Here is a 20,639-nt window from a genome sequence, read left to right on the forward strand (position 1 = left end):
TCGGTGCCGGGAGCGAAGCGGGAGAGAGCGTGGACACGAGACGAAGCGAGCAGGCGGGGGACGCCGCGGGCATTCGCGCCCGGGGCGGATCGCTCGCGCCCGGACGCGTCGTAGGGGACGGCCGGTATCGCCTGCTTGCCCAGTTCGGGGTGGACGAACGGGCCGCCGCGCACCTGTGGCGGGCACGAGACGGGCAGCTCAAGCGAGATGTCGCACTGACCTTGCTGGTCGGCGATCCGGCGGATCCGGAGGCGGCCCGGCAGGCCCGGCGCACGCTGGAACGGGCCGCGCACGCGTCGAAGTTCGGGCACGGAGGCGTCGCCCGGGTGCTGGACGTGCTCAGCCTCGGCAGCGGAGTCACCTCCAGCGAGGGCTTGCTCGGCGTCGTGGTGGCGGAGTGGACCAAGGGCAGCGACCTGGTGGACCTGGTCGCGCAACGCCCGGTGGCCCCCGCCGCGGCCGCGCGGATGGTGCAGGCGCTCGCCGAAGCGGTCGACCACGCCCACCAGAACGGCCTCGTGCTGGGCCTCGACCACCCGCAGCGGCTGCGGCTCACCCCGGGCGGTGCGCTCAAGCTCGCCTTCCCCGGCCCGCTGCCGGAAGCCACTCTCCGCGACGACGTCAAGGCGCTCGGCGCGGTTTTGTATCTGCTGCTCACCGGACGCTGGGCGCTGCCGGGCGGACCGCCCGCGATCCCTGCGGCGCCGCTCACCCCGCAGGGGCACGTCGTGCCGCCGCGGTCGCTGGTGCCCGCGGTGCCGCCGGAGCTGTCTTCGCTGGCCGTGCGCACGATCGAGGACGGCGGCAGCGGCGGGATCCGCACCAGCTCGGCCATCCTGCGCGTGCTCGGCCAGGTCGCCGAGCAGGAGGAACGCACCCAGCTGATCAACGCGGTCGGCAAGGACGAGGCCACGACGGAGACCGACGGCACGATCTGGACCACGAAGAAGCCGGTGAAGGACGTCGCGCGGCGGCGGAAGCTGGCCTTCGGCGTCACCGTGCTGGTCGTCGCCACCGTGGTGATCCTCGCGTGGGGCGGGCTGATGCTGATCAACCTGTTCCAGGGCGACGGCAAGCCCACCGGTCCCGCGATCAACGTCGCGGCCCCGCCGAGCAGTGCTCCGGCGAAACCGGGCAACCAGTCCCCGCCGCCGGCGAACCAGCCGCCCGCGGGGCCGAAGCTCGGCGACCCGGTGGCCCCGAAGTCGGCGTCGCTCTACAACCCCCAGGGCTCCGGCGACAACGCGGGCCGGGCGAAGAACACCATCGACGGCGATCCGGGCACGGTCTGGAAGACCGACCAGTACCAGCAGCAGCTGCCCACGCTGAAGCCCGGCGTCGGCATCGCGGTCCAGTTCGACAACCCGGTGAACCTCGCGCAGGTGAAGATCAGCGCGGACAGCCCGGGCACGAAGGTCGAGATCCGGTCCGCGGACAGCAAGAACCCGCAGCTCGACGACACCAAGGTGGTCGGAAGCGGCGATTTGAACGGGCCGGACACCACGATCACCCTGCAGCAGCCGACGCAAAGCCAGTACTTCATCGTCTGGATCACCCAGCTAGGCGACAACGGCGGCAACGGCTTCGTGAGCCAGATCGGAGAACTGAGCTTCCTGCCTGCGGCGTGAGCTGCGAGCACGACTCAGTAGGCTCTGCCGGGTGACGGCTGCAGCTCCCACGGATGCGGATCTGATCGCGGCACACGCCGCGGGCGATCCGCATGCGTTCAGTGAACTGGTCCGGCGGCATAGAGACCGCATGTGGGCGGTAGCGCTGCGCACGCTGCGCGATCCGGAAGAGGCGGCGGACGCGCTGCAGGAGGCGTTCATCTCGGCCTTCCGCGCGGCGGGCAAGTTCCGCGCGGAGTCGCAGGTCACGACCTGGTTGCACCGGATCGTGGTGAACGCGTGCCTCGACCGGATCCGGCGAAGGCAGGCCCGTCCGACCGTTCCGCTGCCCGAGACCGGCGAGTACAACGAACCGGCCGCGCCCGGCGATTCGATGGCGGAGAAGGAAACCAGCCTGCTGGTCCGCAAGGCGCTCGACGAGCTGCCCGAGGACCAACGCGCGCCGATCCTGCTCGTCGACGTCGAGGGCTATTCCGTCGCCGAGACGGCGAAAATGCTCGGCATCGCCGAGGGCACGGTCAAAAGCCGATGCGCGCGCGGGCGGGGAAAACTCGCGAAGGTTCTCGGGCATCTGCGGAACCCGGACGGGGGTGGCGACGTCCCAACTAACGAAAGCAAACGCAAGCACGCCACTTCGGACGGGTCCCGGAGTGCCGGGCGAGCCCAGCGCTCGCCGGGGAACGGGGAGGGACGATGACGGACGAGAGCCGGGGGGCAGGCGGAACCATCGGACCGCCCTGGTCTGTCGACCTGCTCGCCGACCTCCACGCCGGGGTCCTCGACGACCAGGAGGCAGCTCAGCTCTGGCCGCGGGTGAACGCGGATCCGGAGGCGAGCGCGATCATCGAGGCCCTTGAGGCGACCACCGCCGACCTGTCCGCGCTCGCCGCGGAACCGGCCCCGCCGATGCCCGCGGAGTTCGCGGCCAGGCTCGACGCCGCGCTCGCCGCGGAGTCGGCGGCCCGGCAGGAGGCCACGTTTCCGGCGGCCGCACCGGCACCCGCTGAGCAGCCGGTCGCGCCGGTGGTGGACCTGTCGGCGGCGAGGAAGCGGCGGAACCGGCAGCTCGGCTGGGGCGCCGGGATCCTGACCGCCGCCGCGGCCGCCGCGGTAGCCATCACGCTGACGATTCCTGGCACGACTACCTCGGACACGTCCGGCGTCGCCGCGCCCGCACCGTCCGCGGTAGGCGGTCCGTCCGTGGGCAGCGACGGCAGCGGTGCGGAATCGCTGCTGGGCGGCGGCCTGGGCGTGCGGAACTACGGCCCGCTGCAGGACTCGAAGCGGTTCGACGCGTGCGTCGCCGCGGCCGGAATGGACCCCGACGTGCGGCCGGAAGGCGTGCGGCCGGTGACCGTCGGGGGCAAGCCGGGCGTGGTGGCGATTTACACCACCGGCAAGCTCGCGCAGTTCCGGCTGGTCGCGTTCGGCGCGGACTGCGGACCGGGGAACCCGGACAAGCTGTTCGACAAGGTGGTCGGCAAGAAGTAGCGGCCCGGACGTAGCGGGCGTCACCGCCGGGAACACCTCCACCTACGATCGTGTTGAGCCTGGAGCACAGGTCATGACGAGCGGAGGTTGACGGGTGGCTGCCGAGGAAATCAGGAACCTGATCGTCGTCGGGTCGGGTCCTGCCGGTTACACCGCAGCGGTCTACGCGGCGCGCGCACAGCTCGAACCGCTGGTGTTCGAGGGCACGCAGTTCGGCGGCGCGCTGATGACGACCACCGAGGTCGAGAACTTCCCGGGCTTCCGCGACGGGATCCAGGGTCCGGACCTGATGGAGGAGATGCGCAAGCAGGCCGAGCGCTTCGGCGCCGAGCTGCGCGCGGAGGACGTCGAGTCGCTCGAGCTGACTGGCGACATCAAGTACGTCGTCGCGAACGGCAAGCGCTATGCCGCGCGCGCTGTCGTGCTGGCCATGGGCGCCGCCGCGCGGTACCTGAAGGTGCCGGGCGAGCAGGAGCTGCTCGGCCGCGGCGTGTCCGCCTGCGCGACCTGCGACGGCTTCTTCTTCCGCGACCACGACATCGCGGTGGCCGGCGGCGGCGACTCGGCGATGGAGGAGGCGACCTTCCTGACGAAGTTCGCCAAGTCCGTGACGATCGTGCACCGCCGCGACGAGTTCCGGGCGTCGAAGATCATGCTCGAACGCGCCCGCGCGAACGAGAAGATCAAGTGGCAGCTGAACTCGCAGATCACCGGCGTCGAGGGCGACGGGACGGTGTCCGGCCTGAAGGTGCGCGACACGCGGTCCGGCGAGGAGAAGACGCTCGACGTGACCGGGTTCTTCGTCGCGATCGGCCACGACCCGCGCAGCGAACTGGTGCGCGGACAGGTGGACGTGGACGAGGACGGTTACGTGCTCACCCAGGGCCGCACGTCCTACACCAACGTGCCCGGCGTGTTCGCCGCCGGCGACTTGGTGGACCGCACCTACCGGCAGGCGATCACCGCGGCCGGCTCCGGCTGCAGCGCGGCGATCGACGCGGAACGATGGCTCGCGGAGCACGGCGAGACCGAGGCGCACGAGGCACCGGAACTGGTCGGCGGCGGCTACGGCGCCGGCGAGCACTGACTTTCCCACCGAGTTGAAGGAGCAAGCGATGTCCGAACCCGTGAAGGTGACTGACAAGTCGTTCGTGGACGACGTCCTGACCAGCGAGAAGCCCGTTCTCGTCGACTTCTGGGCGACCTGGTGCGGCCCGTGCAAGATGGTCGCCCCGGTGCTCGAGGAGATCGCCAAGGAAAACGGCGACAAGATCACCGTCGCGAAGCTCGACATCGACGAGAACCCGAACACGGCGCGTGACTACCAGGTGATGTCGATTCCGACGCTGATCCTGTTCCAGGGCGGCAAGCCGGTGAAGCAGATCGTGGGCGCGAAGCCGAAGGCCGCGCTGCTGTCCGATCTCGCCGACGTGCTCTGAGCGGTCCACCTGCTGAGAACCCGGGCCAGCGACGATCGACTCGCCGGTCCGGGTTCTCGCACGTTCGGGAACCACCCGCACGGGGGTGTGGACGCAGGTGCACTCGGCGTGTCCGCCGAGGGACCGCGCACCCCTTCGGTGGCGCACCGACCGGGCCTGCGTACTCACCGAGAGTTCACAGGGCACAATAGGTGCCTGGGTCCCCCCAACCCAGGTTTCTGTTTCGCATCGAGCCGGTTTCGGTGCCTGAGGAAGAGCGAGGAGTGCATGCGGGTACTCCGCCGCGGTGACGCCGGTCCCGACGTCGCCGAGATCAGGTCGATCCTTGCCGGGATGGATCTGCTCCCGCCGGTGGCGGGGACCGAGCGGTACAACACGTTCGACGTCGCGGTGGAGCAGGCCGTGCGCGCGTTCCAGCAGCGCCGCGGGCTCATCACCGACGGTGTAGTGGGCCAGGCGACGTATCAGGCGCTCAAGGGCGCCAGCTATCACCTCGGGAGCCGCCCGCTCCAGTACCTTTTGTCGGCGCCGGTGAACGGCGACGACGTTTTCACTCTTCAGGAGCGGCTCACCGAACTGGGCTTCGACGCGGGCCGCCCGGACGGGTATTTCGGCCCGCAGACCGAGCGCGCCCTGCGCACGTTCCAGCGCGACATGCGCCTGACGTCCGACGGCATCTGCGGCCCGGCCACGATCCGCGAGCTGCACCGCCTGTCGTCGCCGCGCGCCCGCGGCGGCCGCCCGGTCTTCCTGCGCGAGCAGGAGCAGGTCCGCCAGGCCGGCCCGCGCCTGCGCGGCAAGCGCATCGTGATCGACCCGGGCCACGGCGGCGAGGACCTCGGCGTCGTCGCCGGCGGTCTGCGCGAGGCGGACATCGCCTGGGACCTGGCGCGACGGCTCGAAGGCCGGATGCAGGCCACCGGCATGGAAGCCCTGATCAGCCGCGGCCCGAACCACAGCCCGACTGATTTTGAGCGAGCCCGTTTCGCCAACGACGCCGGTGCGGACCTGTTCCTGTCGCTGCACAGCGACAGCAACCCGTCGCCGCGCGCGCAGGGCGTCGCGAGCTTCCACTTCGGCACCGGCAACGGCACGACGTCCACCGTCGGCGAACTGCTGGCCGGCTTCATCCAGCGCGAGGTCGCCGCCCGCACCGGCTTGCTGGACTGCCGCACGCACTACAAGACGTGGGAGATCTTCACCCGCACGCGCTGCCCAGCCGTCCGCGTGGAAATCGGCTACCTGACCAACCCGGACGACGCCGCCCGCCTCGGCGACCCCGCCTTCCGTGACGTCGTGGCCGAGGGCATCCTCATCGCCGTCAAACGCCTGTACCTCCTTGGCGAGGGCGATCAGCCGACCGGCACCTTCACCTTCGCCGACGTCCTGGCCCACGAACTCGCGAAGGCCGAGTAACGCCCCCTCTTTGTTCGACCCCGGCCTTCCGCCTTACCCCCCGCTTCAGCCCTGAGTCGCCCTGCCCCGGACTTTCCCCGCCGAATACCGCCAGGGCCCCATCAAGCACGCCCCGACCGGCTGACGCCCCCTCTCCGCCCGCCCCTGTTTACCCGTGCTGACCCGCCCTCACCTCAGCCAACCACTACCCACAGTCACCACGGGCCGCCTAACCCCGGCCCAAAACCCCCAACCCCCACCGCTCCCTCCCCGGGGCGCCAGCCACCACCCCACGCACCGCCAACCGCGACCCGCGACGCCCCAAAACCAGAGCCACCCCCACCGCTTAACCGGCGCCACAAGAACTTGCGCCCGGCCGCTCCAGCGCCCACCACACCTGGTGGCAGCCCCCACCCTCACCGGGGGGCGTCCCCAGATCCATTCTATCCATCCACAGCTTTTCCACGGCTTCTATCTGCAATCTGTGGATAACTCGGGGGTTCTTCCACAGTTGCGCACAGGTACCGGGAGTGGGTGTTTCCCGGCCGATCCGGAGGTGGTATGGGGTGCCTCGGACAGCGGCAGAGGACAAGCACGCCCGGAAAGAACCGGCGGGGAACCGGGCGCGGGCTGACCTCGGTCGATGCTGTTCAGGCGGCTACGAGACGGGCCGGAATGGCGCTCGAAGCGAGGGGTGGAAGTCCCAGGGAAGCTCGGCGGGAGACCGGAGGCATCGGGGGATCAGCACGGAGAGTGACCGTCGGGCCGGAGTGGGGCCGGGAGTTACGGATCACGGCGAGCGAGTCCGGTGGGTTGTTCATGGTGGGTGCCAGCAAGGTCATTCTGGCTGATCTGAACGGCCGCGAAATCGCCTAGGCAGCGAGCAGGGAAGGCTCCACCGCGCGAGGCGAGTCAGGCCCGGCCGAGGCTGGGCTCTGCGGTTGTGATCGTCACCTGGCCGAGCAGCCGCTCGAGGGCCGCTTCGACGTCTTCCTTCCAGGTGATCGCCGAGCGCAGTTCCAGGCGCAGCCGCGGGTACTTCGGGTGCGGACGGACCGTTTTGAAGCCCACGCTCTGCAGGAACGCGGCGGGCAGCACGCACGAGTGCTGCTCCAGCGGGTCCTCGTCGTCGGGGGTGGCGTCGCCGAAGGATTCGATCGCCCGAACGCCGCGTTTGGTCAGGTCTTTCGCCACGGCCTGCACCAGCATCCGGCCGAGGCCGCCACCGCGGAATTCCGGCAGGATCTGGGCCGCGGTGAGCAGGACGGCGTCCGCGCTGGGCGGCGACGTCGGGAAAGCGAGCGAGCGCGGCACCGCGTTCGGCGGGGCGTAGAGCACGAACCCGACCGGCAGCGTGTCGCTGTAGACGATGCGGCCGCAGGAACCCCATTCCAGCAGCACGCTGGACACCCAGGCCTCCTTCTCGACCTCGGTGGAACCGTATTCCTCGGCCTGCGCCTTCAAATGCGGCGCGAGCTCCCAGTACACGCACTGCCGACAGCTCTTGGGCAGGTGCTCGAGATTGTCCAAGGTGACGCCCACCACGCGACGTGACACCTGAAACCTCCCTGGACCCCGCAACTCCGGCCTCCGCACCCGCAAGAGCGCAGGCAGCACCGGAAGAACCACCCCGAGGATAGGCCGATGTGACAAGCGCCGGAAGAGCGGGGAGCCGGAAGAGGCCGCGGTTACACTCGATGGATCTACCAGCAGGTACCCACCGAGCCCTCAGGTGTCCGATGACCGAGAACCGCCCAGCCAAGCCGCAGACCGGCCGCCACAATCTCGACCCGCATCTCGACCGGTACGCGGCACGTACCGCCGGGATGACCGCATCCGAGATCCGCGCGCTTTTCGCAGTGGCAAGCCGGCCGGAAGTCGTCTCGCTCGCCGGCGGCATGCCGAACCTCGCCGCGCTGCCGCTCGACACGCTCTCGGCCCAGGTCGGCGAGATCATCGCCGAGGAGGGGCTCGTCGCCCTGCAGTACGGGTCCGCGCACGGCGTTCCGGCGCTGCGTGACCAGATCTGCGAAATCATGGCTCTCGAGGGCATCAAGGCGCACCCCGACGACGTCGTGGTCACCGTCGGTTCCCAGATGGGCCTCGACATGGTGACCCGGCTTTTCTGCGACCCAGGTGACGTCGTGATCGCCGAAGGCCCGTCGTACGTCGGCGCGCTCGGATCGTTTTCCGCGTACCAGGCGAACGTCGTGCACGTCGCGATGGACGAGCACGGTCTGGTGCCCGAAGGGTTGCTAGAAGCCTTGCGCCAGGCCGAAAAGGCCGGACAGCGGGTCAAATTCCTTTACACGATCCCGAATTTCCACAACCCGGCCGGCGTTACCCTTTCCGTCGAACGGCGTCCGGAGATCGTCGAGATCTGCCGCGAGTACGGCGTGCTGATCATCGAGGACAATCCTTACGGCCTGCTCGGTTTCGACGGCCAGACCTACCCGGCGCTGCGCTCGCTCGACCCGGACAACGTCGTGTACCTCGGCTCGTTCTCGAAGACGTTCGCCTCCGGGTTGCGCGTCGGCTGGGTGCTCGCGCCGCACGCGGTGCGCGAAAAGCTGGTGCTGGCAGCGGAATCCGCGACGCTGTGCCCGCCGACCTTCAACCAGATGATCGTCTCGCGCTATCTCGCGACGCACGACTGGAAGGGTCAGATCAAGAAGTTCCGGGAGAACTACCGCGAACGCCGCGACGCGATGTTGTCGGCGCTGCAACAGTATCTGCCGCCCGGCTGCTCCTGGACCAACCCCGACGGCGGCTTCTACGTATGGGTCACCGTGCCGGAAGGCGTTGACACCAAAGCGATGTTGCCGCGCGCGGTCACCGCCCGGGTGGCGTACGCGTCCGGCACCGGTTTCTACGCCGACGGTTTCGGCTCCCGCCAGATGCGGCTGTCGTACTGCTACCCGACGCCGGAGCGCATCCGGGAAGGCGTGCGCAGGCTCGCCGCGGTGCTCGAGTCCGAAATGGACCTCAACCGCACCTTCGGTAGCGTGAAGGCGCGCACCATCCCGGGGCCCGAGACCCCGTCTCCGGACACGGTCTGACCGGCCCTGCGACACTAAGGAGTTCCCACGGTGGTCGACCGTACCGTTGCCGTGCTCGCCGGCGGGCTTTCCCACGAACGCGACGTTTCTCTCCGCTCCGGGCGCCGGCTGTCCGCCGCGCTGCGGGCCGAGGGGCTCACGGTGGAGGAGTGGGACACCGACGCCGGACTGCTGGAACGGCTGCGCACGCAGCGTCCGGACGCGGTCGTCGTCGCCCTGCACGGAGGCGAGGGCGAGAACGGCTCGGTGCAGACCGTGCTGGAGATGCTCGACGTGCCGTTCGTCGGCACCCACTCGCAGGGCTGCCGCCGGGCCTGGGACAAGCCGACCGCGAAGGCGTTCGTGCAGCAGGCCGGGTTCTCGACGCCGGACTGGGTTGTGTTGCCGCACAGCACTTTCCGGGAGCTGGGCGCCCAGTCGGTGCTCGACGCGATGGTCGAGCGGCTCGGTCTTCCGCTGATCCTCAAGCCGGATCAGGGCGGGTCCGCGCTCGGCACGCAGGTGGTCCGGGAGGCGGCGGAGTTGCCCGCGGCGATGGTCGGCTGCTTCGCCTACGGCGACACCGTGCTCGCGGAACGGTTCGTAGACGGCGTTGAAGTGGCCGTCACGGTCATCGAAGGGGAGAACGGGGCCGAGGCCCTGCCCGCGGTGGAGATCGTGCCGGAGAGCGGCGTCTACGACTACACCGCGCGCTACACCGCCGGTCTCACCGACTTCTTCACCCCGGCCCGGATTTCCGACGAAGCCGCTAAGGCGGTGGGTGAACTCGCCGTCGGCGCGCACCGGTGGCTCGGGCTGCGCGACATCTCGCGCACCGACGCGGTGATCACGCCGGACGGGGGAGTCCACTTCCTCGAAGTGAACCTCTCGCCGGGTCTCACCGAAACCTCGACGGTGCCGATGGCTGTCGAAGCCGCTGGCACCACCCTCGGTTCAGTTTTCGCGGACCTAGTCGCGCGCGCAGTCGCCCGCGCGAACTAAAACCTGGCGGACGGGGGCGGGCGGCGGACTGCCGCCCCTCCCCGCGCCGATCGATTGCGGCGGCCACTCCGGGTGACCATGGCCGCCCCGATCCGCAATCATCACCGTGACGAAACGCCCCTGGGTGATCCCTAATCGGTTTCGTCGGTCTGATTCGCCGATTTTTCCCCGGAATTCGCGTCGATGATCCCGACGATCCGCTCGAGGTCGTCCACCGATCCGAACTCGAGAACGATGCGTCCCTTGCGCCGTCCGAGGTCGACCTTCACCCGGGTGTCGAACCGATCGGACAGCCGGTTCGCGAGTTCCTGCAATCCGGGTGCCTGGATCGGCTTGCGGGGAGCGGCCTTCGGCTTGGCCGGCTTCTCGCTCTTCTTCAGCGTGACGGCTTCCTCGGTGGCGCGCACCGACATGCCCTCCGCGACGATCCGCGCCGCCAGTTCCTCCTGGCTTTCCGGATCCTCCAACGACAGCAGCGCCCGCGCGTGCCCGGCGGACAGGACGCCAGCGGCCACTCGCCGCTGCACCGCGAGGGGGAGTTTGAGCAGCCGGATGGTGTTCGTGATGACCGGACGGCTGCGCCCGATGCGGCTCGCCAGCTCCTCGTGCGTCACCGCGAACTCGTCGAGCAGCTGCTGGTAGGCCGCCGCCTCTTCGAGCGGGTTCAGCTGCACGCGGTGGATGTTCTCCAGCAGCGCGTCCCGCAGCATCGACTCGTCGGCGGTCTGCCGCACGATCGCGGGGATCGCCTCGAGCTCCGCCTGCTGCGAGGCCCGCAGCCGGCGCTCGCCCATGACGAGTTCGTACTCGTCGTCCCCGAGTTCGCGGACGACGATCGGTTGCATGAGCCCGAACTCGCGGATCGAATGCTCGAGTTCGGCGAGCGCTTCCTCGTCGAAAACCTGGCGAGGCTGCTTCGGGTTCGGCTTGACCGAGCTGACCGGGATCTCGCGGTACACCGCGCCGGCGACCTCGCCGCTCGGCTGGCCCGCCGCGCCGTTCGCGGCGAACCAGCCCTTGTCCTCGCGCACTGCTTTCTCCGCGGCCGTGCTGGCCTCGGTCGCGGCCGGAGGAGGCGTCGCCGGTCCGGTCGGGATCAGGGCCGCCAGTCCGCGGCCGAGCCCTCCTCTGCGCTCAGTCATGTGGTGCTGCTCCTCTCGTTCACGCCCCGCTCGGCGATCTCCTTCGCCGCGTCGAGATAACTCATGGCACCACGTGAACCGGGGTCGTAGGAGAGGACGGTCTGGCCGTAGCCGGGTGCCTCGGACACCTTCACGCTGCGCGGGATGACGGTCTTCAGCACCGTGTCGCCGAAGTGGTTGCGGACCTCATTGGTCACCTGGTCGGCCAGTTTGGTGCGACCGTCGTACATGGTGAGCAGAATCGTGGACACACTGAGTTCGCGGTTCAGGTGCTGCTGCACGAGTTCGATGTTGCTGAGGAGCTGCCCGAGACCTTCGAGCGCGTAGTACTCGCACTGGATCGGGATGAGCACTTCCTGCGCCGCCACCATCGCGTTGACGGTGAGGAGACCGAGCGACGGCGGGCAGTCGATGAAGACGTAGTCGACGCCGATCTGGTCGAGCACCTCGGACGACAGTGCCTCCTTGAGCCGCGTTTCGCGGTTCGCCATGGAGACGAGTTCGATCTCGGCACCGGCGAGGTCGATCGTCGCGGGCACGCAGAAGAGGTTGGGGGACTGCTCGCTCTGCTGCGCGGCCTCGGCAATCGAGACCTCGCCGATGAGCACCTCGTAGATCGACGGCGTCCCGGAGCGGTGGTCGATGTCGAGCGCGGTGCTGGCGTTGCCCTGTGGGTCGAGGTCGATCACCAAAGTTTTCAGCCCGTGCACGGCGAGCGCCGCGGCCAGGTTGACGGTGCTGGTCGTCTTGCCGACCCCGCCCTTCTGGTTCGCGACGGTGAGCACGCGGCGGCGAGACGGCCGGGGGAGCACCCCTTCCTTGGGGTGGAGCACGCTCGCGGCGCGAACGGCTTCTTCAGCGATCGGCGTCCAGCCCATCTCCTGGCTGGCCTGCGCGGAGTCGGACGGCGGGGGATTCACCGGTCTCGACACCTCCTCCTGATAGACGATTCGTGGGCGTTCACACCGCGATGTTTCACGTGGAACGGCGCGGCTCTTGTCGTTCGCTAGCTCCGTCTGCCGCGTGGCCGGTTCGGCTTCGGCGGCAGGCGACGGATCAGGATCACCGTGCTGGGGACTTCGAGTACTGCCTTCCCGCATTCCGCGACCTGTGGTTCGGCACCACCGGCCTTACGCACCGCGTCGCGGTCACGGGAGATCTCTTCAGCGGCGCTGGCGCCTTTGAGGGCGACCAGTCGACCTTCGGGACGAACCAGGGGAAGGCACCAGCCCGCGAGCCGAGCAAGAGGGGCGACCGCGCGGGCGGTGACGACGTCTGCGCCACCCAGCTGCTCGCGTACGGACCGCTCCTCGGCGCGTCCACGGACGATGGTGATCGGGAGTTCCAGCTTCTCGGCGACCTCGGCCAACCAGTCAACCCGGCGAGCCATGGGTTCCAAGAGCACGATATCGAGGTCTGGTCGAGCGATCGCCAGCGGCACTCCCGGAAGCCCGGCACCCGACCCGACATCGACCACGCGCGCATCAGATGGGATCTGCTCACCGATCACCGCGGAGTTCAGCACGTGCCGCTCCCACAGCCGGTCCACCTCACGCGGGCCGATCAATCCTCGCTCGACCCCATGAGTCGCCAGCAGCTCCACGTACCCGGCGGCTTGCTCGACGCGCTCCCCGAACACCTCCACCGCCGCGGTCCGGACCGTCCCGGTGGCGCCGTCCAAGCTCACTACTCCCACTCCTCGCTCCGCGCGTTTCACGTGAAACGCGCTCGGTTGATTGTCCCTGATGCCGACGCCAAATCGAGCCGACAGACCGCAACTGTGGACAACTCCACTCGAGTCGCCGAGCGATCCACAGGTCGTTTCACGTGAAACGCGATCCGCGGGTGAAGCGGGCGGCGAGTTTCACGTGAAACGCCACGCTTGTAATTCACTCCACCTTCGAACCGAACAGCCGCCGTCCGACGCATCAGTGAGGACACCACACCGGAGGGGACTCATCATGGGCAAGGTCATCACCGAGCCGCGATGTCGCTCGACGGCTACATCGCCGGACTTCAGCGGCGAGCGGCGAGTTGCTCGACCCGATGAACGTCACCACGGTCGTCCTGACCCAGCGCCGTCCCGACGACCGGCCGGAGGGCGACGAGAACTTCGTCTTCGTCACGAGCGGGATCGAGGCGGCGGTGGCGAGAGCCAACAACTAGCCGGGGGAGACAAGAACATCATCATCAACGGGGGGGACAGATGACGCGGCAATGCCTGGAGGCCGACCTGCTCGACGAGGTCGGCGTCGAACTGGTGCCGGTCGTCCTGGGCGACGGGAAGACTCTGTTCGGGGAAGTCGCGCCGGCGCGCTTCGAGGGATTGATCGCGGTCGTCGAGGGAGCCGGGGTGACACACCTGCGGTACCGAGACAACCGGCAGGCATAAAAGAAGCGGCCCACCGGAGTGCTTCCGGTGGGCCGCTTCGGCTCAGTGCTCTACGCGTCCGAGGGCTCAGTCCTCGGGGAAGATCACCACGCGGCGCTTGGGGTCTTCGCCTTCACTCTCGCTCGTGACGCCCTTGACCGTCGCGACCGCGTCGTGGACGACCTTGCGCTCGAACGGGCTCATCGGCTGCAGCCGCACCCGCTCGCCGCTCGACAGCACCGACTCGGCGGTGGACCGGCCGAGCTCGCGCAACTCCTCCCGGCGGTCCGCGCGCCAGCCGGCGATGTCCAGCATCAGCCGGCTGCGCGAGCCGGTCTCCTGCTGGACCGCGAGCCGGGTCAGCTCCTGCAGCGCTTCGAGCACCGTGCCGCGGGGGCCGACCAGCTTCTCCAGGTCGTCGCCGCCGTCGATGCTGACGATCGCGCGGCCCGCTTCGACGTCCAGATCGATGTCGCCGTCATAGTCGAGCAGGTCCAGCAGACGCTCGAGGTAGTCGCCGGCGATGTCGCCCTCTTGCACGAGAGCGTCGTCACCGCCCGCCTTCGGCTCGGCCGGTGCGCTCGTCTCTTCCTGATCGGCGTCGATCGTGTCGACCGTCTCCGACATCTTCAGTCTCCTCTCCGAACCCGAAGCGTCAGCGACGCTTCCGGCCCGACTTCCTGTTCGAGTCCTTGAGGAGCCCGGGCACTCCGGTGCCGTTCTCCTTCGATCCGTTCTGGTTCGACGTCTGCTCCGGCGCGCTCTCCGCCGGTTCGGCTGCCTTCGTCTCGGACGGCGCGGCACCGTCGGACTTCGCGTTGCCGGACTTGCCGCCACCGGAAGACGTCTGCGCGAAGCCGTGCGCCGAACCCGCCTTGGTCACCTTGCCCTGCTGACCCTGCTGCTGGTTCTTCTTCTGCTGCACCGGCTTCTGCCCGACCTTCGGCGCGGTCGGCTTCTGGCCCGGCTTCGGGCCGAGCGACGCGCGCTTCTCGGCCGCTTCTTCCTTGCGGGCCGCCTCTTCCTTGTCGATCTTCGTGTAGACGAGGCGCTGCTGCATGAGCGTCCAGCCGTTGTTCGCCAGCCAGTAGAAGAGCAGGCCGAGCGGGAAGAACGCACCGAAGACGAGCACACCGAGCGGGAAGATGTACATGGTGAGCTTGTTCATGATCGCGGTCTGCGGGGTGCCCGCGGCCGACGCGTTCTGCCGCGACACCGAGTGCCGCGCGGTGAGGTGCGTGGCGATCGAGGCGATGATCATCAGCGGCAGCGCGACCGGGAGGACCTCCCAGTGCCACCCGCCGTTCGCGACGTGCCCGGCGACGGCGCCGACGCCGTTGTTGACCGCCTCGCCCATGTTGACGCCGAAGAGCTTCGCGCTCGTGTACGACACCACGTCGTGTTCGTTGAAGAAGTAGTTCTCGGTCTTCGCGCCGCCGCCGGCGGGCGGCATGGTGAACGCACGGAGCACGTGGTTCAGGCCGATGAAGACCGGGATCTGGAGGATCATCGGAAGGCAGCTGCCGAGCGGGTTGACGCCGTGCTCGCGCTGGAGCTTCTGCATCTCCTGCGCCTGGCGCTGCCGGTCGTTCGCGTACTTCTTCTGGATCTTCTTCATTTCCGGCGCGAAGTCTTGCATCTTCTTCATCGACCGGACCTGGTTCACGAACGGCTTGAACATGATGCCGCGGACGGTGAACGTCAGGAAGATGATGCCGAGGATCCACGAGATCGCGGTCGCTTCCCCGAAGACGAACCCGAAGACCTTGTGCCAACACCACAAGATGAAGGACACGGGGTAGTAGATGAAATCGAGCACTGAGCTACTCCTCGATCGGTGTTTCAGGCGTGCGGTGCCGCCACGAGAACTTCTCGGGCACCGGGTCGCGGCCGGGCGGGGTCCAGGGGCCGCAGCGAAGCAGTCGTCGCAGCGCGAGGTAGGAGCCTCCGGCCGCGCCGTGGCGGGTCAGGGCTTCGACTGCGTACGCGCTGCAGCTCGGGTAGAACCGGCAGGCCGGAGGGAGGAATGGCGAAATCGCCTTGCGGTAGAACCGCACGGGAAGGAGCAGTACCCACGCGACCGGTCCCGGCCGGGGCGGCTTCTCTTCCTCAGGTGGCGCTTCGGTGGTGCTGTGCTCGGAGGTGGCGTCCATGGCCGTTTACACCGCTGATCCGTGGTCGGGTGCCGCGCCCTGCTGACGCGGCTGCCGGGGAGCATCGGCCCCGGCCGGGCGGCCGGACGGCGCGAGGCCGAGCCGGCGCAGCGCGGCGTCGAGATCGGAGCCGAGCTCCGCGCTCGACGCGGACGCCGCCGGGGGCAATGCCCGTACCACCAACGAAGTGCCCGCGGGCAGGGTTCCGAGACGCGCGGAAACAAGGTGGCGCAACCGCCGGGTCACCCGGTGGCGCACCACCGAGTTGCCGACGGCCTTGCTCACCACAAAACCCGCCCTGGCCGCGAACGAGGCGGCCACGGACGGGTCCGTGGTCAACGCATGAACGACGAGGCGGCGCCTGCCGGCTCGGGACCCCCGGCGGAGGACGACCCGGAAGTCCTCGCTCCGCCGCAGACGTGCGCCAGCGGGCAGCACGACGCGGTTGCGCGGAGCCGGATCAGGCGGACAGCTCGGCGCGGCCCTTGCGACGGCGCGCCGCGAGGATGCCGCGACCCGCGCGGGTCCGCATGCGCAGGCGGAAACCGTGGGTCTTCGCGCGACGACGGTTGTTCGGCTGGAAGGTGCGCTTGCCCTTGCTCACTGCTTCTCCTGTGTCTCGGCCGTCGGGCGACGGCGGATTCCCCGGCGCCCGGCGTGTCGTGCGGGTCGCACGGAAGTTCGTGCTGTCTCCTACCACCGGGTGGTCTCGTCACGACGAGCGACGACATACGTAGGCACGCGAAACGCACCCGTCGCATACGGGAGACCTTACGAGGGTACGCACCCCGGTCGTGAACGCCGCAGGCGCCCCTCCGCCACCCTCGGCGACCGGCCCGCGAGACTGCCTCCCGGCACGGCGCGGCACCGAATGGCAACACGCCGTACACCGTGAAATGCTTGCGCAGCACCACGCCTTGTGGCATCGGGCAGGGCTTGTTAGCGTGCCTCTCTCGGCCTCCGGGCAGGACTGATGCGGCCTCACTGGCGCCGGGGGGTGTGGAGGCGCCCGGGGAGTACGCCGAGCCCGCAGGTGGCGTGGCTGCGGACGGCCGTACATTAGTGCACAGCTGTGGACAACTTTGTGGATATCGCTGTGCCGTCGCGCGGGTGAGTCCGGACCGCGTGCTCGAGGCGAGCTTTCAGGACGTGCTCGGGGTGGGTCCGAGGCGTGCGCGCCGACGAGGGGAGGGGAGTCAGACCGGTGTCGGAGCACCAGCACAATCTGGGCGTCATCTGGGAGCAGGTGGTGCGGGAGCTGTCCGACGGCACCCTCTCCCCGCAGCAACGAGCCTGGATGCGGGTGACCCGCCCGATCGGTCTCCTCGACGGCACCGCGCTGCTCGCCGCGCCGAGCGATTTCGCGAAGGAAGCCATCGAACGCGCGCTGCGCACCTCGATCACCGAAGCGCTGTCCCGTCGGCTCGGCCGTCCCGTGTCTCTCGCGGTGAAGGTCGACAGCACCGAACCGGTCGCGCCGGTGCCCCGTTATGCGACGTCACCCGCCCGGGTGGAAAACGATGTCCCGCATCCGGAGCCGATGCCGCCCGCGAGCCCGCACCCGGAGAACGGCCAGGCCGACCACGTGCGCCCGGAGCGCCCGAAGCCGAAACCGCCGCCGCGCCGGCCGCAGGTCGAAGCGGCCGGTCTTCCGCCGGCGCGGGTCGACCCGCCGCCGCCACCTCCGCAGCAGCCGATGCACCCGGTCCACCCCGGTCTGGACGACCTCGAGGACCCGGACGAAGAAGTCGACGAAGAGGGCGAAGCGCTGGCGACCGCCAACGAGATCTGGCCCCGGTTCGCCGGGCAGCCGATCGCGGGCCAGCCCTACACCGCGCCCGCGCAGCCGCAGACGTCGAAGACGAAGCTGAACGAGAAGTACAACTTCGACACCTTCGTCATCGGCGCCTCCAACCGCTTCGCGCACGCCGCCGCGGTGGCCGTGGCCGAGGCGCCGGCCCGGGCGTACAACCCGCTGTTCATCTGGGGCGAGTCCGGGCTCGGCAAGACGCACCTGCTGCACGCCGTCGGCCACTACGCGCAGCGGCTGTTCCCCGGCATGCGCGTGCGCTACGTCTCGACCGAAGAGTTCACGAACGACTTCATCAACTCGCTGCGAGACGACCGCAAGGTCGCCTTCCAGCGGCGTTATCGCGACGTCGACATCCTGCTGGTGGACGACATCCAGTTCCTGGAGGGCAAGGAAGGCACCCAGGAGGAGTTCTTCCACACCTTCAACACGCTGCACAACCAGAACAAGCAGATCGTGGTCAGCTCCGACCGGCCGCCCAAGCGGCTGGAAACCCTGGAGGACCGGCTGCGGACGCGGTTCGAATGGGGCCTGATCACCGACATCCAGCCGCCTGAGCTGGAGACCCGGATCGCGATCCTCCGCAAGAAGGCGGCGCAGGACCGGCTCGCGGTGCCCGGCGACGTGCTGGAGTTCATCGCGTCGCGGGTCGAGGCGAACATCCGCGAGCTGGAGGGCGCGCTGATCCGCGTCACCGCGTTCGCGTCGCTGAACCAGCAGCCGGTGGAAGCCGGGCTCGCCGAGATCGTGCTGCGCGACCTGATCCCGGATTCGCACACGCCGGAGATCACCGCGCCGACCATCATGGGCGTCACCGCCGAGTTCTTCGACGTGACGCTCGACGAGCTGTGCGGGCCCGGCAAGACGAAGGCGCTCGCCACGGCCCGCCAGATCGCGATGTACCTCTGCCGCGAGCTGACCGAGATGTCGCTGCCGAAGATCGGGCAGACGTTCGGCGGCCGCGACCACACGACCGTCATGCACGCGGACAAGAAGATCCGCAAGGAGATGGCCGAGCGCAGGCGGATCTACGACCAGGTGCAAGAGCTGACGTCGCGGATCAAGCAGCGCGCCCGGCAGTAGCCGACTGCCGCGTTTGGACACTCGCTTGTAGACAGTCCTGTTTCGACGCTGAAGGGCACCACGGACACCCGTGGTGCCCTTTTTGTTGCCCTGACTGGCTTCTCGCCCGTACGCAGCTGAAGCGTGCGTACGGAGGAGCGTAGGAGCGAAGCACACGTACGTATCCACAGACGTCCACAGCCTGTGTACACAGAATTTCTCAAACTTATTGATACACAAGGGGTTTTCCCCAGGGTGTGGGCAGTTTGCCCACAGTGCCAACGGATCCCAGAGCTGCGACGATCCGGATTTGCTCCACATGCCGCCCACACCGAATCCACAGGTTGTCCCCAGGGTTGTCCACGCTGATTCCCCAGGTTGCCCACAGGTCATCCACAGCTGTGGTTCGTCACTCACCAGGGCGATCCCGACCGCTCAGACTGCCCCCAGAGCCTGGGTACAACTCGGCCCCAACCTGGGGACAACCCTGGGGACAACTAGGCCCGATTGTGGATGAATCGGGGGCAGCCCGAAACCATCCACCGATCGGCCGAACCATCCACCGATCCACCACCAGGGCTGCCCACAGGCCCGCGCCCGCCACGACCAGCGCGAACGAGCCCTGTCCACACAATCCACAGCCCCTATTACTGCTACTGGTTTTTCATCTCTTCTAAGAAAGAACAGAACAAAAACAGGCGGAGGACGAAACTGGGGACAAGCCGAGATTCGTGTCGTCTTGTCGACAAAGTGAAGGGGAGGCCGAGGTGACGGCACCCCCGGCGACGGCCTAACGTGGATGTCTGCAGCTGGTCCGTTCCCGCGCGGGGCGGACCGGACCGGCGGGGACCCGGTCGCACGCGGTGCTCACGACCGGTACCCGGCGACCCCTTCACGAGCCGAGGGGCTCGGCTGTCGAAAGGAAGCGCGCATGAAGATCCGCGTCGAGCGCGACGGGCTCGCCGACGCCGTCGCGTGGGTGGCCAGAAGCCTCCCCTCCCGGCCTCCGGTGCCGGTGCTTGGCGGCGTCCTCCTCGACGCGGGCGCGGACGGGGAGTCCGACGCGCTCACGGTCTCCGGCTTCGACTACGAGGTCTCGGCCACGGTCGGCGTTCCCGCGACCATCGCCGACGGCGGACGGCTGCTCGTCTCCGGCCGCCTCCTCGCCGACATCACCAAGGCGCTGCCCGCGCAGCCGGTGGAGATCTCCGTCGACGGCGCCCGCGCCACCATCACGTGCGGCAGCGCCCGGTTCAGCCTCCCGACCATGCCGGTCGAGGACTACCCGCAGCTGCCGTCCCAGCCCGCCCGCGCGGGTGAGCTCACCGGCGACGTCTTCGGCCAGGCGGTCACCCAGGTCGCCACCGCGGCCGGCAAGGACGACACGCTCCCCATGCTCACCGGCATGCGGCTGGAGATCTCCGGCGAGACGCTCACCCTCGTCGCCACCGACCGGTTCCGGCTCGCCATGCGCGAGTTCACCTGGAAGCCGGCCGAGGGCCTGTCCGACGCCGCGGTGCTCGTCCCGGCGCGCACGCTCGCCGAGGCCGCCAAGACGCTCGGCGGCGCGGGCACCACCGTGCAGCTCGCGCTCGCTTCCGGCGACGGCCTGCTCGGCCTGTCCGGCGCGGGCCGCTACACGACCACCCGGCTGCTCGACGCCGAGTTCCCGCCGTATCGCCAGCTGCTGCCCGCGAACCACACTTCCCGGGCGGTCATCGAGGTCAGCGCGCTCACCGAGTCGATCAAGCGCGTGTCGCTGGTCGCCGAGCGCGGCACCCAGGTCCGGCTCGAGTTCGGCGACGGCTCGCTGCGGCTGTCCGCGGGCGGCGACGACGAGGGCAGCGCCGAAGAGGAACTGCAGGTCGACTACGAGGGCGAGCCGGTCACCATCGCGTTCAACCCCGGCTACCTCGTCGACGGGCTCGGCGCGCTGCACAGCGACCGGGCCGAACTGACCTTCACCACGCCCAACCGTCCGGCGCTGATCAAGCCCGCCGACGCCGAGGGCAACGTCGTCCCCGGGTATCTCTACCTGCTCATGCCGGTCCGGCTGCCGGGCTGAGCGCGGCGCGTCCAACCGAGGAAAACCGATCCAATCCAAAGGG

Annotated in this window: 20 protein-coding genes; 11 read left to right on the forward strand and 9 right to left on the reverse strand. The window is 69.0% G+C overall.

Features of this window, described 5'->3' with window-relative positions; translation table 11 throughout:
- The first annotated feature begins 29 nt into the window (after positions 1-29).
- The 6 genes from ACZ7SW_RS02515 to ACZ7SW_RS02540 all read left to right on the forward strand — a co-directional run bounded on the left by ACZ7SW_RS02515 (position 30) and on the right by ACZ7SW_RS02540 (position 5,974).
- Positions 30-1,628 carry a hypothetical protein gene (locus ACZ7SW_RS02515; protein WP_470228644.1) on the forward strand — a complete coding sequence of 533 codons (1,599 nt, stop codon included), beginning with the start codon at positions 30-32 and terminating at the stop codon, positions 1,626-1,628.
- Between the two features lie 31 nt (positions 1,629-1,659).
- Entirely contained in the window at positions 1,660-2,325 is a 666-nt protein-coding gene (gene sigM, locus ACZ7SW_RS02520; protein ID WP_470228645.1) for an RNA polymerase sigma factor SigM, read from the forward strand.
- Complete coding sequence (locus ACZ7SW_RS02525; protein WP_470228646.1) at positions 2,322-3,119, forward strand: hypothetical protein; 798 nt, start codon at positions 2,322-2,324, stop codon at positions 3,117-3,119. The genes sigM and ACZ7SW_RS02525 overlap by 4 nt, the downstream gene beginning before the upstream one ends.
- A 94-nt stretch (positions 3,120-3,213) precedes the next feature.
- Positions 3,214-4,206 (forward strand): thioredoxin-disulfide reductase, encoded by a 993-nt coding sequence (gene trxB / locus ACZ7SW_RS02530; protein ID WP_470228647.1) that lies wholly within the window; start codon positions 3,214-3,216, stop codon positions 4,204-4,206.
- A 28-nt stretch (positions 4,207-4,234) separates the two neighbouring features.
- Complete coding sequence (gene trxA / locus ACZ7SW_RS02535) at positions 4,235-4,558, forward strand: thioredoxin (RefSeq protein ID WP_009085330.1); 324 nt, start codon at positions 4,235-4,237, stop codon at positions 4,556-4,558.
- Between the two features lie 267 nt (positions 4,559-4,825).
- Positions 4,826-5,974: an N-acetylmuramoyl-L-alanine amidase gene (locus ACZ7SW_RS02540; RefSeq protein WP_470228648.1), complete on the forward strand. Its 1,149-nt coding sequence runs from the start codon at positions 4,826-4,828 to the stop codon at positions 5,972-5,974.
- Between the two features lie 891 nt (positions 5,975-6,865).
- On the opposite strand, the gene ACZ7SW_RS02545 is transcribed toward ACZ7SW_RS02540, so the two are convergent.
- Positions 6,866-7,510, reverse strand: a complete 645-nt coding sequence (locus tag ACZ7SW_RS02545; protein ID WP_470228649.1) for a GNAT family N-acetyltransferase — start codon at positions 7,508-7,510, stop codon at positions 6,866-6,868.
- Positions 7,511-7,692: 182 nt separating this feature from the next.
- On the opposite strand from ACZ7SW_RS02545, the gene ACZ7SW_RS02550 reads away from it, so the two are divergent.
- A complete protein-coding gene (locus ACZ7SW_RS02550) occupies positions 7,693-9,012 on the forward strand; it encodes an aminotransferase-like domain-containing protein (protein WP_470228650.1) in 1,320 nt (439 codons plus the stop codon).
- A gap of 30 nt (positions 9,013-9,042) precedes the next feature.
- Positions 9,043-9,993, forward strand: coding sequence for a D-alanine--D-alanine ligase family protein (locus ACZ7SW_RS02555; protein ID WP_344282439.1), 951 nt, complete (start codon positions 9,043-9,045; stop codon positions 9,991-9,993).
- A 131-nt stretch (positions 9,994-10,124) separates the two neighbouring features.
- Here ACZ7SW_RS02555 and ACZ7SW_RS02560 read toward each other — a convergent pair whose 3' ends face one another.
- From ACZ7SW_RS02560 to rsmG, 3 genes are all read right to left on the reverse strand, one after another.
- On the reverse strand, positions 10,125-11,135 hold the full coding sequence (locus ACZ7SW_RS02560; protein ID WP_470228651.1) for a ParB/RepB/Spo0J family partition protein: 1,011 nt from the start codon (positions 11,133-11,135) through the stop codon (positions 10,125-10,127).
- Positions 11,132-12,055 carry a ParA family protein gene (locus ACZ7SW_RS02565; protein WP_470228652.1) on the reverse strand — a complete coding sequence of 308 codons (924 nt, stop codon included), beginning with the start codon at positions 12,053-12,055 and terminating at the stop codon, positions 11,132-11,134. Before ACZ7SW_RS02565 ends, ACZ7SW_RS02560 begins: the two co-directional genes overlap by 4 nt.
- A gap of 86 nt (positions 12,056-12,141) precedes the next feature.
- Positions 12,142-12,822: a 16S rRNA (guanine(527)-N(7))-methyltransferase RsmG gene (rsmG, locus tag ACZ7SW_RS02570; protein WP_470228653.1), complete on the reverse strand. Its 681-nt coding sequence runs from the start codon at positions 12,820-12,822 to the stop codon at positions 12,142-12,144.
- A gap of 519 nt (positions 12,823-13,341) precedes the next feature.
- Between rsmG and ACZ7SW_RS02575 the strand changes: the two genes are divergently transcribed.
- On the forward strand, positions 13,342-13,527 hold the full coding sequence (locus tag ACZ7SW_RS02575) for a hypothetical protein (RefSeq protein ID WP_470228654.1): 186 nt from the start codon (positions 13,342-13,344) through the stop codon (positions 13,525-13,527).
- A gap of 66 nt (positions 13,528-13,593) precedes the next feature.
- Here the strand turns inward: ACZ7SW_RS02575 and ACZ7SW_RS02580 are convergent, their stop codons facing one another.
- The 5 genes from ACZ7SW_RS02580 to rpmH are packed head-to-tail and all read right to left on the reverse strand — an operon-like array spanning position 13,594 to position 16,263.
- Complete coding sequence (locus ACZ7SW_RS02580; RefSeq protein ID WP_067578310.1) at positions 13,594-14,133, reverse strand: Jag family protein; 540 nt, start codon at positions 14,131-14,133, stop codon at positions 13,594-13,596.
- Positions 14,134-14,161: 28 nt separating this feature from the next.
- Complete coding sequence (yidC, locus tag ACZ7SW_RS02585; protein WP_470228655.1) at positions 14,162-15,325, reverse strand: membrane protein insertase YidC; 1,164 nt, start codon at positions 15,323-15,325, stop codon at positions 14,162-14,164.
- Between the two features lie 4 nt (positions 15,326-15,329).
- The gene (yidD, locus tag ACZ7SW_RS02590; RefSeq protein ID WP_470228656.1) at positions 15,330-15,659 is read right to left on the reverse strand and encodes a membrane protein insertion efficiency factor YidD; all 330 of its coding nucleotides are present in this window, start codon (positions 15,657-15,659) and stop codon (positions 15,330-15,332) included.
- A gap of 6 nt (positions 15,660-15,665) precedes the next feature.
- The gene (rnpA, locus tag ACZ7SW_RS02595; protein WP_116205227.1) at positions 15,666-16,097 is read right to left on the reverse strand and encodes a ribonuclease P protein component; all 432 of its coding nucleotides are present in this window, start codon (positions 16,095-16,097) and stop codon (positions 15,666-15,668) included.
- 22 nt (positions 16,098-16,119) lie between these two features.
- On the reverse strand, positions 16,120-16,263 hold the full coding sequence (rpmH, locus tag ACZ7SW_RS02600) for a 50S ribosomal protein L34 (protein ID WP_116205226.1): 144 nt from the start codon (positions 16,261-16,263) through the stop codon (positions 16,120-16,122).
- Between the two features lie 600 nt (positions 16,264-16,863).
- Between rpmH and dnaA the strand changes: the two genes are divergently transcribed.
- A complete protein-coding gene (gene dnaA / locus ACZ7SW_RS02605) occupies positions 16,864-18,552 on the forward strand; it encodes a chromosomal replication initiator protein DnaA (RefSeq protein WP_470228657.1) in 1,689 nt (562 codons plus the stop codon).
- Positions 18,553-19,462: 910 nt separating this feature from the next.
- The gene (gene dnaN, locus ACZ7SW_RS02610) at positions 19,463-20,596 is read left to right on the forward strand and encodes a DNA polymerase III subunit beta (RefSeq protein ID WP_470228658.1); all 1,134 of its coding nucleotides are present in this window, start codon (positions 19,463-19,465) and stop codon (positions 20,594-20,596) included.
- Positions 20,597-20,639: the final 43 nt, after the last annotated feature.

It is taken from the genome of Amycolatopsis sp. NPDC114484 (assembly GCF_055633755.1).

Bases quoted from the DNA above. Each gene is read 5' to 3' on its own strand.
- ACZ7SW_RS02525 (WP_470228646.1), top strand. From the start codon at position 2,322: ATGACGGACGAGAGCCGGGGGGCAGGCGGAACCATCGGACCGCCCTGG.
- trxA (WP_009085330.1), top strand. From the start codon at position 4,235: ATGTCCGAACCCGTGAAGGTGACTGACAAGTCGTTCGTGGACGACGTC.
- ACZ7SW_RS02540 (WP_470228648.1), top strand. From the start codon at position 4,826: ATGCGGGTACTCCGCCGCGGTGACGCCGGTCCCGACGTCGCCGAGATC.
- ACZ7SW_RS02550 (WP_470228650.1), top strand. From the start codon at position 7,693: ATGACCGAGAACCGCCCAGCCAAGCCGCAGACCGGCCGCCACAATCTC.
- ACZ7SW_RS02560 (WP_470228651.1), bottom strand. From the start codon at position 11,135: ATGACTGAGCGCAGAGGAGGGCTCGGCCGCGGACTGGCGGCCCTGATC.
- ACZ7SW_RS02575 (WP_470228654.1), top strand. From the start codon at position 13,342: ATGACGCGGCAATGCCTGGAGGCCGACCTGCTCGACGAGGTCGGCGTC.
- ACZ7SW_RS02580 (WP_067578310.1), bottom strand. From the start codon at position 14,133: ATGTCGGAGACGGTCGACACGATCGACGCCGATCAGGAAGAGACGAGC.
- yidD (WP_470228656.1), bottom strand. From the start codon at position 15,659: ATGGACGCCACCTCCGAGCACAGCACCACCGAAGCGCCACCTGAGGAA.
- dnaN (WP_470228658.1), top strand. From the start codon at position 19,463: ATGAAGATCCGCGTCGAGCGCGACGGGCTCGCCGACGCCGTCGCGTGG.